The organism is Streptomyces cyaneus (genome assembly GCF_004028635.1).
Classification (GTDB): Bacteria; Actinomycetota; Actinomycetes; order Streptomycetales; family Streptomycetaceae; genus Streptomyces; species Streptomyces cyaneus.
Map to the genome: position 1 here is coordinate 665,973 of NZ_RQJW01000004.1, position 15,745 is coordinate 681,717.

At 70.9% G+C, this 15,745-nt stretch carries 10 protein-coding genes; 6 read left to right on the plus strand and 4 right to left on the minus strand.

Translation table 11 applies throughout. From position 1 onward, the window contains the following. The first annotated feature begins 64 nt into the window (after positions 1–64). From EHO50_RS18280 to EHO50_RS18295, 4 genes are all read left to right on the plus strand, one after another. Entirely contained in the window at positions 65–1,849 is a 1,785-nt protein-coding gene (locus EHO50_RS18280) for an Ig domain-containing protein (protein WP_128431200.1), read from the plus strand. 18 nt (positions 1,850–1,867) lie between these two features. Then, positions 1,868–5,209: an alginate lyase family protein gene (locus EHO50_RS18285; protein ID WP_128431201.1), complete on the plus strand. Its 3,342-nt coding sequence runs from the start codon at positions 1,868–1,870 to the stop codon at positions 5,207–5,209. 27 nt (positions 5,210–5,236) lie between these two features. Beyond that, positions 5,237–6,511 carry an alginate lyase family protein gene (locus tag EHO50_RS18290; RefSeq protein ID WP_128431202.1) on the plus strand — a complete coding sequence of 425 codons (1,275 nt, stop codon included), beginning with the start codon at positions 5,237–5,239 and terminating at the stop codon, positions 6,509–6,511. A 110-nt stretch (positions 6,512–6,621) separates the two neighbouring features. Beyond that, positions 6,622–8,217, plus strand: coding sequence for a carboxylesterase/lipase family protein (locus EHO50_RS18295; RefSeq protein WP_181449645.1), 1,596 nt, complete (start codon positions 6,622–6,624; stop codon positions 8,215–8,217). Between the two features lie 55 nt (positions 8,218–8,272). Here EHO50_RS18295 and EHO50_RS18300 read toward each other — a convergent pair whose 3' ends face one another. The 3 genes from EHO50_RS18300 to mmuM form a co-directional block, all read right to left on the minus strand. Continuing rightward, on the minus strand, positions 8,273–9,328 hold the full coding sequence (locus EHO50_RS18300; RefSeq protein WP_128431203.1) for a LacI family DNA-binding transcriptional regulator: 1,056 nt from the start codon (positions 9,326–9,328) through the stop codon (positions 8,273–8,275). A 156-nt stretch (positions 9,329–9,484) separates the two neighbouring features. Continuing rightward, positions 9,485–10,033, minus strand: coding sequence for a GNAT family N-acetyltransferase (locus EHO50_RS18305; protein ID WP_128431204.1), 549 nt, complete (start codon positions 10,031–10,033; stop codon positions 9,485–9,487). Between the two features lie 87 nt (positions 10,034–10,120). Further along, a complete protein-coding gene (mmuM, locus tag EHO50_RS18310) occupies positions 10,121–11,044 on the minus strand; it encodes a homocysteine S-methyltransferase (RefSeq protein WP_128431205.1) in 924 nt (307 codons plus the stop codon). Positions 11,045–11,191: 147 nt separating this feature from the next. On the opposite strand from mmuM, the gene EHO50_RS18315 reads away from it, so the two are divergent. Then, a complete protein-coding gene (locus EHO50_RS18315; RefSeq protein WP_128431206.1) occupies positions 11,192–12,304 on the plus strand; it encodes an aminoglycoside phosphotransferase in 1,113 nt (370 codons plus the stop codon). 15 nt (positions 12,305–12,319) lie between these two features. Here EHO50_RS18315 and EHO50_RS18320 read toward each other — a convergent pair whose 3' ends face one another. Further along, positions 12,320–14,434: an autotransporter-associated beta strand repeat-containing protein gene (locus EHO50_RS18320; RefSeq protein ID WP_128431207.1), complete on the minus strand. Its 2,115-nt coding sequence runs from the start codon at positions 14,432–14,434 to the stop codon at positions 12,320–12,322. Positions 14,435–14,622: 188 nt separating this feature from the next. On the opposite strand from EHO50_RS18320, the gene EHO50_RS18325 reads away from it, so the two are divergent. Beyond that, complete coding sequence (locus EHO50_RS18325) at positions 14,623–15,744, plus strand: glycoside hydrolase family 43 protein (RefSeq protein ID WP_128431208.1); 1,122 nt, start codon at positions 14,623–14,625, stop codon at positions 15,742–15,744. The last annotated feature ends 1 nt before the right edge of the window (position 15,745 follow it).

Below are 15,745 nucleotides of genomic sequence, written 5' to 3' on the forward strand. Positions count from 1 at the left end.
CCCCTGACCTGCCCCCTTTGACCTTCCGTATCTCTCATCTCCCCTTTACTGAAGGAACTTCTCCATGAACGACGCCCAGAGCACCGGCCTGTCCCGGCGCACCCTGCTCCAGGCCGCGGGTGCCACCGCCGCCGCGTACTCACTGATCGGCGCCGCGACCGGTACCGCGAGAGCGGACGACGCACCCGCGTCCGCCGACAAGCTGGTGGTGTACCCCATCCCGAGCGGGGTCCCGACCAACTCCAGCTTCTCCGTCAAGGCGCGTACGCCGGGCGGCGAATGGCAGACGGTGCCCGTCTACCGCGCCCGGGCGAAGCAGGTCGACGCGAACACGGGCAGCGGCCCGGTCTTCAACTCCTCCGTCGCCACGTTCGACTTCAGCGGCACCGTGGAAGTCTCCGTCACCTCGGCCAAGGGCGCCATCGGCGCCGCGCGGATCCGCCCCCTGTCGTACGACACCAAGTCCACGGTGGACGGCGCCACGGTGAGCTTCACCCTCACCGAGCCGCGCAACCTCTCCATCGAGATCGACGGCGAGATCTTCAACAACCTTCAGCTGCACGCCAACCCGATCGAGACGCACGCGCCCGACCCGGACGACCCCGACGTCATCTATTTCGGGCCGGGCCTGCACAAGACCACCGACAACGTGGTGAAGGTGCCCAGCGGCAAGACGGTCTATCTGGCCGGTGGCGCCGTGCTGACCTCGCGGGTGGAGTTCGTGGGCGTCGAGAACGCCCGGCTGATCGGCCGCGGTGTGCTGTACAACTCGCCGAGCGGCGTCCTGCTCCAGTACTCCAGGAACATCGAGATCGACGGCATCATGGTGCTCAACCCGAGCAGCGGCTACTCCGTCACCGTCGGCCAGTCCAAGCAGGTCACCGTCCGCAACCTGCACTCCTACAGCCACGGCCAGTGGGGCGACGGCATCGATGTCTTCTCCAGCGAGGACGTCCTCATCGAGGGCGTCTGGATGCGCAACTCCGACGACTGCATCGCGATCTACACGCACCGCTGGGACTACTACGGCGACTGCCGCAACATCACCGTCCGCGACTCCACCCTCTGGGCGGACGTCGCGCACCCGATCAACGTCGGTACGCACGGCAACACCGACAAGCCGGAGACGATCGAGAACCTCGTCTTCAGCAACATCGACATCCTCGACCACCGCGAACCGCAGATGGACTACCAGGGGTGTATCGCACTCAACCCCGGCGACAGCAACCTGGTGCGCAACGTCCGCGCCCAGGACATCCGGGTGGAGGACTTCCGCTGGGGTCAGCTGATCAACATGCGGATCATGTACAACACCAAGTACAACACCTCCATCGGCCGGGGCATCGACGGCGTGTACATCAAGAACCTGTCCTACAACGGCACGCACGCCAATCCGGCCATCATGGTCGGCTACGACGCGGACCACGCCATCAAGAACGTCACCTTCCAGAACCTGGTCATCAACGGCAAGTTCATCGGCAACGGGATGAAAAAGCCCGGCTGGTACAGGTTCGAGGACATGATGCCGGCGTACGCCAACGAGCACGTGGTGAACACCCGGTTCCTGACCTCCACCGAGGCCACGTCCACCACCAAGCCCGCGATCACCAGCCCGGACAAGGCGACGGCCACCAAGAACCAGGTCTTCAACTACCTGATCACCGCCAGCGAGTTGCCCACTTCGTTCGCCGCCGAGGGCCTGCCGAAGGGGCTGGACATCGACACCGCGACCGGTCTGATCTCCGGCACCGTCAGGGACAACGTCGGCAGCTGCACCGCCACGGTCTCGGCCACCAACAGTGTGGGCACCGCGACGCAGACCGTCACGTTCACCGTCGAGCACGCGTGACGCGGCGCCCGTAGAACCATGGAGTCACCCGTGCTTCCTCTCAGCCGACGGTCCTTCCTCGGCGCGGCGGGCCTGGTGGCCGCGGCCGGAGGCGGGCTGCTGTCCGCCTCCGCCGCGGCGGCATGGGCCCAGGACGACACCACCTCGTCCCGCGCCTTCACCCACCCCGGACTGCTGCACAGCGCCGCCGACCTCGCCCGTATGAAGGCCGCGGTCGCCGCCAAGGAATCGCCGATCTACGACGGGTACCTGGCGTTCTCCGCCCACGCCCGCTCGAAGTCGACGTACACCGTCCAGAACACCGGCCAGATCACCTCCTGGGGCCGTGGTCCCGCGAACTTCCAGAACCAGGCTCCCGCCGACGCGGCCGCCGCCTACCAGAACGCCCTGATGTGGTGCGTCACCGGCAACCGCGCCCACGCCGACAAGGCGCGCGACATCCTGGGCGCCTGGTCGGCGTCCCTGACCATGGTCACGGGTGCCGACGGCCCGCTCGGCGCGGGACTGCAGGCCTTCAAGTTCGTCAATGCCGCCGAACTGCTCCGCCACAGCGAGTACGACGGCTGGACGGCGCAGGACATCGCCCGCTGCGAGCGGTCCTTCCTCGACGTCTGGTATCCGGCGATCTCCGGCTACATGCTCTACGCCAACGGCAACTGGGACCTGACGGCCATTCAGTCCATCCTCGCCATCGGCGTGTTCTGCGAGGAGCGCACCCTCTTCGAGGACGCCCTGCGCTTCGTCGCGGCCGGCGCCGGCAACGGCAGCGTCCGGGGCCGGATCGTCACCGACGCCGGTCAGGGCCAGGAGAGCGGGCGCGACCAAGGGCACGAGCAGCTCGCCGTCGGCCTGATGGGCGACGCGGCGCAGGTCGCCTGGAACCAGGGCGTCGACCTGTGGGCCTTCGACGGCAACCGCATCCTCGCCAATGCCGAATACGCCGCCCGCTACAACCTCGGCGGCGACGTCCCCTTCACCCCCGACCTCGACCGCACCGGCAAGTACATCAAGACGACCGTCTCCGACAAGGTCCGCGGCACACTGCCGCCGATCTACGAGATGTACTACGCCCACTACGCAGGCGTCCGCGACCTCGACACCCCGTACACGAAGGCGGCCGTCTTCCGCGGCACCGGCGGCGCACGCGTCGTCGAGGGCAGCAACGACGACCTGCCCGGCTTCGGCACCTTCACCTACGCCGGCACGAAGGCCCCGACGCCGACCGCACCGACGGCTCCGGCGGGCGTCACGGCGGTGGGCGACCGCACGAAAGTCACCGTGACGTGGCTGCCGTCCGCGTGGGCGACGACGTACGCCGTGCGCCGGGCGACCCGTCCCGAGGGGCCGTACGAGGAGATCGCGACGGACGTCGACGGTACGACGTACCCGGACCGCGACGCGCGCGGCGGCCGGACCTTCTACTACACCGTCACCGCCGCCAACTCCCTGGGCAGCAGCCCCGAATCGAGCCCGGCCGCCGCCTGCGCCGGTCTCCCCGAGCCCTGGACCGGCCAGGACATCGGCGAGGTACGGATCCCCGGCTCCGCCACCTTCGACGGGGAGCGGTTCGTGCTGGAGGCGTCCGGTACCGCCGACACCTACCGCTGCGTCCATCTCCCGCTGCCCGGCGACGGCACGATCACCGCACGGATCGTGTTCCCGCTCAGCTCCCAGTACGCCAAGATCGGCGTCACCCTGCGCGACTCCCTCGACGCGGACGCCGCGCACGCCGCGATGCTGATCCAGGGGCTGCCGCTGCACACCTGGAGCGGCGTGTGGAGCGTACGGCCCAAGACGGGGGCGGCGGTCTCCGCCACCGGCAGCACGCCCGTACCGCCCACCCAGCGGCAGGCCATCACCACCTCCGCAGCCTTCCCGATCTCCGACCTCGGTGAGCTGCCCGAGTCGGCGACCCCGTTGGAGGCGCCGTACGTCGAGGGCGCGGGCGACGGCTACCGGCTGCGGGCGCCCTACTGGGTACGGGTGACCCGCAGGGGGCGCAACTGCACCGGTGCGATCTCCCCGGACGGCATCCGCTGGACCCAAGTCGGCTCCAGCGAGGTCGAGTTGGGCCGCACCGCGTACGCGGGCCTGGTCCTCACCTCCTGCCTCGGTGTCGACGCGGAGTACGCCGAGACCGGCACCGGTGCCTTCGACAACGTCGCCGTCACCTCGGCCGCGTCCGGCGAGGTCTGGTCCCCGCCCCGCCCCGCCCGCACCGCCACCGATCTGAAGGCGTCCACCGGCGCCGACGCCGTGGAGCTGGCCTGGACCGACCCCGACCTCTCCGCCCGCTACAAGGTGCTGCGCGCCACGAGCGCCGACGGCCGCTACGAGACGATCGCGACCGGCATCGGCCCCGTCGGCTTCGGCACCCGCATCCGGTACGCGGACGCCACCGGCACGCCCGGGACGACGTACCACTACGTCGTGGCGAAGACGAACTGCGGCGGCCGAGGCCCGCTCCCCGAGCCGGTCTCCGCACCGATGCCGACTCCGGGCGTGCCCCAACTCACCTCCGCCGCCGAGGCGTTCGCCAACAAGGGCGTCCCCTTCCGCCACCTCCTGCGCGGCTCGCACGAGCCCGTACGGTTCACCGCGGCCGGACTCCCCGACGGCCTCCGCCTGGACAAGCGCACCGGCCTGGTCTCCGGAACGCCCACCGAGAGCGGCGAGTTCACCGTCACCACCACCGCGGGCAACGCGGCCGGCGACGGCACCGGCACGCTCACCCTCACCGTCGGCACACCCCCGCCCGCACCCTGGACCTACGGCGACCTGGGTGACCCGGTGCTCGACGACCGCGCCTTCGGGACGCTCGGCGTGGCCGCGATCCGTACCCCGGGCAGCACGTCGTACGACGGCGGGACCTTCACCGTGCGCGGTGCGGGTGTCGATCTGAGCGTCAACAACCAGGGAATGACGGGTCAGTTCGTACGGCGGCCCGTCACCGGCGACTGCGAGATCACCGCCCGGCTCGGCTCCCGCACGGGCGCGAGCGCCGACCAGGTGGGACTGCTGATGGCCAAGTCGCTGTCACCGTTCGACCAGGCCGCCGGGGCCGTCGTCACCGGCGGGACCAACGCGCAGCTCATGCTGCGCACGACCGTCGCCGGAAAGTCGGCCTTCACCGGAAACGCAACCGCCACCCTCCCCAGCCTGCTGCGACTGAAGCGCGTCGGGACCGCCTTCACCGCAGCCCTGTCCACCGATGACGGCGCCACCTGGACCACCCTCGCCACCGGCGAGATCCCCGGGTTCGGTGACGCCCCCTACTACGTGGGCCTCGTGGTCTGCTCCCGCAACCAACTGGCCCGCTGCACCACCGAGTTCGACGAGGTGAGCATCACCACCGACTGATCCCCCCACGGATTGGAGTGCACGACAATGAGCCGCACTTCCCCCCACCAGCACCACCAGCACCACCCCACCGGTGAGTTGAGCCGCCGCGGTCTGCTGAAGACCGCCGGCGGTCTCACCGCGGCCGTCGCACTGGGTGCTGCGTCTGCCGTCACCACGGCGGTCGTCGCCCCCACGGCGGACGCGGCCCCCGCGACCTTCACCCACCCCGGCATGCTGCACAACGCCGGAGACATCAACCGAGCCAAGGTCAGGGTCGCCGCCGGCACCGACCCCTGGCTGTCCGGCTGGAACCGGCTGACCGCCAACTCCCACTCACAGTCCACCTGGGCGCCTCGCCCCACGGCCACGATCATCCGCGGCGGCGACGGCCAGAACTACCCCCAGCTCTACAACGACATCCACGCCGCCTACCAGAACGCGCTGCGCTGGCACGTGGGCGGCACCGCCGCGAACGGCGACTGCGCCGTGCGCATTCTCAACGCCTGGTCGTCCACGCTCACCAGCATCACCGGAAACGCCGACCGGTTCCTGGCCGCCGGCATCTACGGCTGGCAGTTCGCGAACGTCGCCGAGCTCATGCGCGGGTACGCCGGGTTCGACCTCAACCGGTTCAAGACGATGATGCTCAACGTCTTCTACCCGCTCAACAACCAGTTTCTGACCGGCCACAACGACGCCTGCATCACCAACTACTGGGCCAACTGGGACCTGTGCAACATGGCCTCGATCATGGCCATCGGGATCCTGTGCGACGACGGCGCAAAGTACGACCAGGCCGTCAACTACTTCAAGAACGGCGGCGGCAACGGTCAGATCAGGCGCGCGGTGCCGTTCCTGTACCCGGGCGTCGAGGGCTACGACCTCGGCCAGTGGCAGGAGTCCGGCCGCGACCAGGGCCACACCGTCATGGGCATGGGCCAGATGGGCGCCCTCTGCGAGATGGCCTGGAACCAGGGCGAGGATCTGTACTCGTACGACGGTCGCCGCTTCATGAAGGCCGCCCAGTACGTCGCCAAGTACAACCTGAACATGAACGTGCCCTACACCACCTACACCTGGGGCAGCGGCCAGAACTGCGCCCAGCAGTCACAGACGGTGATCGGCTCCGGCAGTCGTGGTCAGGTCCGCCCGGTGTGGGCCATGCTCCACTACCACTACGGCCGACGTCTGCTCCTCGACGACAAGTACATCGCCCAGATGTGCTTCTCGGTCGCCCCCGAGGGCGGAGGAGGTGACTACGGCACCACCAGCGGAGGCTTCGACCAGCTGGGCTTCGGCACACTGATGTACGCCAAGTAGCCGGATACGCCGAATAGCCCTCTCACCCTCTCGTGCACCGGAATATCGGGCCACAATGAGTTGCTCTGATCTTCACGGTGCACGAGCGCGGTGAGGAGGCTGGTGGACGTATGACAGCAGTCCAGACAGATTCCGTGACAGACCCCGTGGTGAGCACGCCCTACGGTGCCGTACGGGGCCGGTACGAAGAGGACGGCGTCGCGGTGTTCCGGGGCATCCCCTACGCAGCGCCCCCGTTCGGCCCACGACGGTTCCGGCCGCCCGAGCCACCCGAGCCCTGGGACGGTGTGCGCGACGCCGGCGCCTTCGGGCCGACCCCGCCGAAACCGCCGTACTCCGAGGCCTTCGCGCAGTACCTGTCCGATCCCGTCGTGCCCGGCGACGACTGCCTCAACCTCAACGTCTGGACCCCGGAGCCCGGACCGGGCGCCCGGCTCCCGGTCCTGGTGTGGGTGCACGGCGGCGCCCTGACCCGTGGCTCCTCGGGTATGCCCGTGTACGACGGCCGGCCCTTCGCGCGCGACGGTGTCGTCTTCGTCTCGGTCAACTACCGGCTGGGTGTCGAGGGCTACGGCTACTTCCCGGACGCCCCCGCCAACGCCGGTCTGCGTGACCAGCTCGCCGCCCTGAAGTGGGTGCACGAGTCCATCGAGGCCTTCGGCGGCGACCCCGACCGCATCACCCTGGCCGGCCAGTCCGCCGGCGCCATCAGCATCGGCGCGCTGCTCGCCGCCCCGCAGGCCCAGGGCCTTGTCCGGCGGGCCGTCCTGCAGAGCGGGCCGCCCGAGGCCGCCGAGCGGGACAAGGTACGGCGGATGGTGCGCCGTATGGCCACCCGGCTGAAGATCCCCGCGACCGCCGCCGCCTTCGCCGAGGTCGACCGCGAGCTGCTCCTGCGCACCCAGGCCGAGGTGGGCAGGCTCAGCAGCCCCGTGGTGGGCGGCCCCGCCTTCGGGATCGTCGTCGACGGCGACATCGTCCCCCGCGACCCCTTGGAGGCGCTGACGGAGGGCGACGCCGCGGCCGGCGTCGACCTGATGACCGGCTGGACCCGCGACGAGTACCGCCTGTGGCTGGTGCCCGGCGGGCTCCTGGAGCGCCTCGACCGGCTCGGCGCGGTCGCCCTGGCCGGCGCCATGGCCCGCTGCCACGTGGGCGCCGACGTGCCCCGCGGCTACCGCGCCCTGCACCCGGAGGCCGGCACCGCCGAGATCGTCGGCCAGATGGTCACCGACCACCTGCTGCGCGTCCCCCTGCACCGCCTGGCCGACGCCCGCCCCGGATCGTCGTACGTGTACGAGTTCGCCTGGCCCTCCACCCTCCCCGACCTCGGCGCCTGTCACGCGCTGGAGCTCGGCTTCGTCTTCGACACCGGGGACGTCCCCGAGTCCCGCAAACTGGCCGGCGAGGGCGCCCCGCAGGAGCTGGCGGACGAGATGCACCGGGCGTGGCTGCGGTTCGCGGTGGAGGGCGACCCGGGATGGCAGGCGTGGGACGACTCGCACCCGGTGCGGGTCTTCGGCGACGGCGAGACACATACGGCGTACGGCCCGCGCGACGCCGAACTCGCCCTGTGGGCCGCCGCCGTCACGCCCCCGGAAGCCACGCCGGCATCGGCCCTCGCCGACGGTTCGCTCACGCGCGGTACGGAACTGCGGTCAGTGGTACGGCGGTTGCGCCTGCCCGGCGCCGTCCGTCGGCACTGACGACGGCTCGGTACTGACGGGGGCTGGGTACTGACGACGGCTCGCTGACGGCTCGTCACTCGGCGAGCGGTGCGACCGAGTCCCGTACCACCACATGCGTGCCCAGCAGCAGATGCTCGTCCGGATGCTCCGGGGTCCGGCCGAGCGCGGTGCGTACCGCGAGGCGGCCCAGCTCCTCGTAGGGGACGTGGACCGTCGTCAGGGCCGGGTGCAGGTCACGGGCGAAGGGGATGTCGTCGTAGCCCGCGAGTGAGACGTCACCGGGTACGTCGAGGCCGGCCTCGTGCAGGGCGGTGAGCGCGCCGGCGGCGACCATGTCGGTGGCGGCGACCACGGCCGTGAACTCCAGCCCCTCCTTGAGGGCCTCGCGCATCAGACGGTGCCCGGCGTCGCGGGTGAAGTCGCCGTGCAGGAGCAGCGCCGGGTCGGGGTCCAGGCCACGGGCGCGGTGGGCGGCGAGATAGCCGCGCTCGCGGCCCTGTGCGGTGGTGTGGTCGGACGCGCCGCCGAGGAACAGGACCCGCTGGTGGCCCTGGGCGAGGACGTGGGCGACCAGGGCGTAGGCGCCGCCCTCGTTGTCGTACTCGATGACCGTCACGGGCGCCCCGGGGCCCAGCGGCGGCCGCCCGCACAGCACCAGCCGGGAGCCCGCCGACGCCAGCGAGTCGGCCATACGGCGGGTGCGCTCGCGGTACTCGGGCGTGTCGGCGGAGCCGCCGACCAGGATCACGGCGGCGGCGCGCTGGGCGCGCATCATCTCGACGAACTCCACCTCGTGCTGGACGTCGCCCTCCGTCGTGCACACCAGGCACAGATGCCCGAGCCGTCTGGCCTCCCGCTCCACCCCGTACGCCATGTGCGCGAACGACGGCCCGGTGATGTCCTCCAGCACGAACGCCAACGTGGGCGTGCCGACCCCGGCGATCGCCTTGGCGCGCGCGTCGGCGACGTAATCCAGGTCACGGACCGCCCGCATCACGCGCGTACGCGTCGCCGAACTCACCGGATACACCCCGCCGAGCACCCGCGACACGGTCGACGCGGACACCCCCGCACGGGCCGCCACGTCCCGGATGGTGCTGCGCCCCGCGTCCTCGCTCTTCCTGGTCATCCCTGCCTCGCCCCTCTCCGGGCACCCTCGCGCTCCCCCTGGGGAACCTGTGGCAACACGATGGCAACCGGTTCCCATGCGGAGGCTAGCAGCGGGGCGAGGGCGGGGACGAGCCCTGTGCGGGGGCGTGGGCTGCTTCGGAAGAAACGGCCGAGCTCAACCGGACGGCGTGACCGAGGACCGCACGCCGAACCACTGCTCGGCGCCGTACTCCTCGAACCGCTCCACCTCGGTGAACCCCAGCTTCGCCGCGAGGCGCATCGCGCGGGCGTTGGCGGTCTGGGTGCAGAGCACCACGGGCTCGCCGGGAAGCGCGTCGGCGAACCAGTCGAGTGCCGCTGCGCACGCCTCGGCGGCGTACCCGCATCCCCACGCCTGCGGCAGGAAAAGGTAGCCGAGCTCGGCCTCCCCGGCGTCCGGACGGACGTGACCCGGACGCTCCGCGTCGCGCCGGTCGAGCGTGATCATGCCGATCATCGCTCCGTCGAGAGCGATCACGAAGAGGCCGGGGCGCCGCCCGGGCACCTCGGGCACGGCGCGTTCGAGCTCAGCACGCGGTCGAGGGCCACCGATGTACGTGCCCACCTGTGGCGATGCGAACAGCTCGATGAACGCCGCACGGTCCCGGGCCTCGGACTCGCGGAGCACGAGCCGTTCGGTCCGTATCGGGGCAGGTGGCCAGGCGACGGGTCCGAGTTCGGTCATGGCGGGCAAACCTATCGGACGCCCGTGAGCGCTACCCGAAAGAGGAGGCCTGGTCCGTGGCCACCGCCGGCCACGTCGCCGCGCTGGCTAACCCACCGCCGCCAGCGTGCGCGCGATGGAGTCGATCGCCTCCGGGCCCACCCGGCAGCACCCGCCGATCAGCCGCGCCCCGGACTCCCGCCACCCCCGCACCTGCTCGGGCGCGAAGCTGGAGCGGCCGTCCCAGCTGCGGGACTCGGCGTTCCAGGCCTCGCCGCTGTTGGGGTAGACGACGACGGGCTTGCCCGTGACGCGGGCGGCGGTCTCGACGGCGCCCTCGACATCCTCCGGAGCGCAGCAGTTCACGCCGACCGCGATCACCTCGTCGGCGTCGGCGGCCGGCGCGAAGGCCTCCTCCAGCGGCTGGCCGGCGCGGGTGCGGTCACCGGCGACCGAGTACGACAGCCAGGCCGGGACACCCAGGCCGCGCACCGCCCGCAGCAGCGCCTCGGCCTCGTCGGCGTCCGGCACGGTCTCCAGCGCCAGCACATCGGGCCGGGCCCCGGCCAGCACCTCCAGCCGGGGCCGGTGGAAGCGCTCCAGTTCGTCGACGCTCAGCCCGTACCGACCCCGGTACTCGGAGCCGTCCGCCAGCATCGCCCCGTACGGCCCGACGGACGCGGCCACCCACAGGGGACGCGTGATCCCCTTTCGCTGCGCCTGCCGGGCCGCCTCGCGCGCCAACTCCACGCTCAGCGCGAGGAGTTCGGCGGCCCGCTCCGGTCCGATGCCGCGCCCCGCGAACCCCTCGAACGTGGCCTGGTAGCTGGATGTGATCGCCACGTCCGCCCCCGCCTCGAAATAGGCGAGATGCGCCTCGGTGATCGCCTCGGGCCGCTCCGCGAGCAGCCGCGCCGACCACAGCTCGTCGCTCAGATCGTGCCCGGCGGACTCGAGCTGGTTGGACATGCCGCCGTCGAGCACGACGGTCCCGGCGGCGAGCGCTTCGGCGAGGGTGATGGTGCTGGTCATGGTGACGACGGTAGTCGAGGAGGGGCGGGTGTCCGGCATGTGGGACAGCTCGTGGAGCCTCCGTGGGCCCGCCTGGGACCTGCGTGGGGCATCGGTGAGACCTCCGTGGGGCATCGGTGGAACCTCCTTGGGATCTAGCCTTGGCGCATGCCTGAGACCGCTTTACCGGAGGCCGAGGCCCATGAGGTTCTCGGGGCCGGCCGGGTCGCCGTCGAACCCCTCACCCACAACCCGAAGAACGGCGTCACCGCCGGCGTCTGGCGGGTCCGCGCCGGTGACCGTTCGGCCGTACTGAAGGTGCTCACCCGGAACAAGGAAGCCGCCGGCCACTGGGCGGCCTCGGACGACCCCCGGCACTGGAACTACTGGCGGCGGGAGGCCCACGTCTACGAGTCGGGGCTCGCTCGGACCTGGCAGCCGTACGGCATCCGTGCGCCCCGGCTGCTCGCGAGCGCCCCACGGGCCGACGGCGACATCGCGCTGTGGCTGGAGGACGTACCGGGCGAGGCCGGCCCGTCCTGGTCGCTCGCCCGGCACATCGAGCACGCCCGGCGCCTCGGCGCGGCCCAGGGAGCCGCCGTCCCCGGCCCGGCGCAGCCGTGGTTCTCGCACCGCTTCCTGCGTGAGTACATCGGCGGCAACACCCTCGGTCAGGAGCTGCTCGACGAGGACGAGGCCTGGGAACAGCCCCTGGTCCGAGACCACTTCCCGGCCGGTCTGCGCCACGAGATGGTCCGGCTGCACCACGACCGCGAGTGGTTCCTGCAGATCATGGAGTCCCTGCCGCGCACGCTCAGCCACCTCGACCACTGGCCTGCCAACCTCCGCGCCCACGGCCCGGACGACGTCCTGTTCGACTGGGCGTTCACCGGCGACGGCGCCCTCGGCGAGGACCTCGGCAACTATCTGCCCGACTCCGTCTTCGACCTGTTCGTCCCGGCCGCGCGGCTGCCCGAGTACGCGGCGGCGGCGTACGAGGCGTATCTGCACGGCCTGCGCGAGAGCGGTTGGCGGGGCGACGAACACCTCGTACGGCTGGCGGTGTGCGCCTCGGCCGTGAAGTACGACTGGCTCACCGCCCTGATGCTCGCCCGGGCCGGCGAGGAGCAGTTGGACTACGGCGGTCGGGGCACGGTCTCCGCCGAACTCCGTTACCGCGAACGCGGGTCGGCCCTCGCCTTCCTCGCCGGCTGGGCGGCCGAGGCGCGCGATCTCGCCCCACGTCTCGGCTTCCCGGAGCCGCCGAGCGGGCGCCACTGACCGGCTTGCCCAGCCCTACGCCGCGTGCCGTCCGCCCCGGCGCCGTCCGCTGCCCCGTCCGAACCGCATCGCCGGTATCGCGAGCCCGACCAGCAGACCCGCGGCCAGGACGTACGGCCACCAGCCGAGGCCGCTGCTCGTGGCGCTGGCGGTGCGGGTGCCGGGGGAGGCGACCGTGTCGGCCGCGGTGCGGGGGGTGTCGGCGCCGGGGGAGGGGGTGGCGGTGACGGCGGTGAGGACCACGTCGTTGCCGTCGCCGCCGCGGTAGCTCATCCGGTAGGTGGTCTCGCCCAGCTGGAGCTTCCTGCCCTCCTTGAGGCCGGTGAAGGCGCCGGTCGTCCTCGCCCGGCCCCGGTGGTCCAGGACGGTGATCTTCCGGGCGGGCTTCGTCGCGGTGGCGGCGGCCGCGAGGTCCAGATCGCCGGCCAGGCGTACCGCGCCGGTGACCTTCAACGGACCGTCCCGCAGGACGAGTTCGCCCTTCGCCGACTGTGTGTAGTCGCCGGAGACGGTCAGACCGCTCGCGACCACGCCGCCGTTCGTCACCGCTCCCTGCACGGTGCCCTTGCCGGTCAGCGTCTTCCCCTCGCCCACACGCAGTCCCGAAGTCCCCGCGTCCAGACGGGACTTCGCCGACGTGAGCCGGATCGCCCTGCTGCGGGCGAGCGTCGCGCCGCCGCGCAGGGCGAGGGTGCCCTTCTTGACCGTCGTCGTGCCGGTGTACGTCACCGCGCTCCCCGTCAGGGTCGTCGTCGCGGCCCCCGACTGCGTGAGCGACCCGCTGCCGCTCATCCGGGACAGGGACAGGGCCTTGCGCGTGTTGTTCAGCACGAGCGAGCCGTTGTTGACGATCTTGTAGAGGTCACCCCTCGTGTAGAGCCCACCGTCACCGCCGGACCTGCCGCTGCCCAGCCGCAGCACGGCGCCCTTCTCGACGGTCGTGGAGCCGTCGTAGTACTGCACGGCGGCGAAGGTGACGTCGTTGCCCTTCGTCCCCTTGATGACGATGTCCCCCGCGCCGGGCGCGGCCAGCGTGTCGTGGAAGCGGCCGCCGCCGATGGGGGCGCCCAGCGTCACCGGTCCGTTGTAGTCGAAGGTGAGTTGCGAACGGGAGCGGGCCGCGAGGAGGTTGATGTAGACGGTCTCGGCGGTCCCCGGCATGAAGATCTTGTTCGTGGTTCCGTCGCCCCACTGGACGTTGGCGCCCTTGATGTTGGTGCCGCGCTTGTTGACGTTCTTGCGCGCGGGCGTCCAGTTCAGGGACGGGTCGCTGAGGGAGGGGTTGGTGTCACCGCCCTGGTTCGACCAGCTGTACTGGCCGGTCAGGACGACCTTGCTGCCCGGCCGGGACTGGACGTTGATGTCGCTGCCGTACTCGCGCTGGTAGAAGTCCATGCCCATGGTGACGGTCTGGCCCAGCGGGGTGTCCACGGTGTACGTGCCCTGGTTGAGGATCTTGCGCACGTTCGGCAGTGACGTCGCGAACTCCGGGCGTCCGGCGTTCACCTGTGTGCCGTTGTCGATCACCCCGGAGAAGGAGTGGGCGCCCGACAGGTCCCAGGTGCCCCACAGGAAGCGCGGCTGGGTGATGAGCCCGGAGCCGCTGATCGTGCCCAGGTTGTAGGCGCTCTTCAGGGAGAGCCGCAGGGTGCCGTCGACCCGGATGTTGTCCTGGTTGAGCCGGAACGCCGGGGTGTTGTACGGGAAGTGGCCGATCAGGCCGGTGGTGCCGCCGTTGCCGTACTGCAGGGTCGCCCCGCGCTCGACCGTGATCGCCGGTGGGTCCGCGGCGGTCGTGGTGACGTACGGGTGGTTGCCGCCGAGGATGCTCACCTTCTGCCGCTGCCGGGACTTCGGCAGTGTGAAGTCGCTGTCCCTGGTCAGGATCAGCGTCCCACTGCCACGCACGGTGAGCGTGCCCTCGCCGCGGAAGACGCCGTCGTACGTCGTCGTCCCGGCCGGCACGGTGACGACCGTGTCACCGCTGAGCGTCACGTCCCGGCCCCCGAGAACGTCGGCGGTGACGTCTCGGGGACCGGCGGCCACGGCGGGGGGAGCGGTGACGGTGAGGGCGGCGACCATGGCGAGGGCGCCGACGGCCGCTGCTGTCTTGGGGGAATGGCTGCGCACGTCATGGGAGACGCGGAGGGAGGGGGGCCGATAACAAAAAATGACGCCCAAATGGAAAGCGCTCTCTCCGTCACGTCGGACCCGTTGACCTCTCAGCTGCACACCTTTACCTTTTCGGCGTTCGGAATGGCAGATGGTGTCCGGCATTTCGAACCTCCCCCCTTGAGAACCCCCGAGAGGCAGTCCGCATGAGCCGCGCAGACGACCTGCCCCACCTCCCCCCAAGCCCTCAAGTCCCCAGTCGCAGACTGCTGCTGAAGGGCGCCGCAGCCGCCGGCGCCCTGACCGCAGCCTCCGCCCTCCCCGGTGTCGCCCACGCCGCACCCCCGAAGGCAGCCCCCTTCGTGAACCCCCTCGTCCAGCAGCGAGCCGACCCGCACATCCATCGCCACACCGACGGCTTCTACTACTTCACGGCCACCGCCCCCGAGTACGACCGCATCATCCTGCGCCGCTCCCGCACCCTGAACGGCCTGTCCACGGCAGCCGAGTCGGTCATCTGGCGGGCCCACACCACCGGCGACATGGGCGCGCACATCTGGGCTCCCGAGCTCCACCGCATCGGCGGCAAGTGGTACATCTACTTCGCCTCCGCGCCCGCCGAGGACGTGTGGAAGATCCGCATCTGGGTCCTGGAGAACTCCCACCCCAACCCCTTCAAGGGCACCTGGGTGGAGAGGGGCCAGGTCAAGACGGCCTGGGAGACGTTCTCCCTCGACGCCACCACCTTCACCCACCGCGGCACCCGCTATCTGTGCTGGGCGCAGCACGAACCCGGGATGGACAACAACACCGGGCTCTTCCTGTCCGAGATGGCGAACCCATGGACGCTGACGGGGCCTCAAGTGAGGCTGTCCACCCCTGAGTTCGACTGGGAGTGCATCGGCTACAAGGTGAACGAAGGCCCCTACGCCCTCAAGCGCAACGGCCGGATCTTCCTCACCTACTCGGCCTCCGCGACCGACTACCACTACTGCGTCGGCATGCTGACCGTCGACGCCGACGCCAACCTCATGGACCCGGCCAGCTGGTCCAAGTCGCCGACCCCCGTCTTCACGAGCAACGACACCACCAAGCAGTACGGCCCCGGCCACAACTGCTTCACCGTCGCCGAGGACGGCCGCAGCGACGTCCTCGTCTACCACGCCCGCCAGTACAAGGAGATCGTCGGCGACCCGCTGAACGACCCCAACCGCCACACCCGGATCCAGAAGCTGAACTGGAACGCGGACGGCACCCCCGACTTCGGCATACCCGTGGCAGACACGGCGACGGACGCCGCCGCCGACTCGGTGAAGGAGAGTGCGTGAA

What these genes read in the sequence shown, in the direction of transcription:
- EHO50_RS18280 (WP_128431200.1), top strand. Translation starts at nt 65, where the DNA reads ATGAACGACGCCCAGAGCACCGGCCTGTCCCGGCGCACCCTGCTCCAG.
- EHO50_RS18285 (WP_128431201.1), top strand. Translation starts at nt 1,868, where the DNA reads ATGGAGTCACCCGTGCTTCCTCTCAGCCGACGGTCCTTCCTCGGCGCG.
- EHO50_RS18290 (WP_128431202.1), top strand. Translation starts at nt 5,237, where the DNA reads ATGAGCCGCACTTCCCCCCACCAGCACCACCAGCACCACCCCACCGGT.
- EHO50_RS18295 (WP_181449645.1), top strand. Translation starts at nt 6,622, where the DNA reads ATGACAGCAGTCCAGACAGATTCCGTGACAGACCCCGTGGTGAGCACG.
- EHO50_RS18300 (WP_128431203.1), bottom strand. Translation starts at nt 9,328, where the DNA reads ATGACCAGGAAGAGCGAGGACGCGGGGCGCAGCACCATCCGGGACGTG.
- EHO50_RS18305 (WP_128431204.1), bottom strand. Translation starts at nt 10,033, where the DNA reads ATGACCGAACTCGGACCCGTCGCCTGGCCACCTGCCCCGATACGGACC.
- mmuM (WP_128431205.1), bottom strand. Translation starts at nt 11,044, where the DNA reads ATGACCAGCACCATCACCCTCGCCGAAGCGCTCGCCGCCGGGACCGTC.
- EHO50_RS18315 (WP_128431206.1), top strand. Translation starts at nt 11,192, where the DNA reads ATGCCTGAGACCGCTTTACCGGAGGCCGAGGCCCATGAGGTTCTCGGG.
- EHO50_RS18325 (WP_128431208.1), top strand. Translation starts at nt 14,623, where the DNA reads ATGAGCCGCGCAGACGACCTGCCCCACCTCCCCCCAAGCCCTCAAGTC.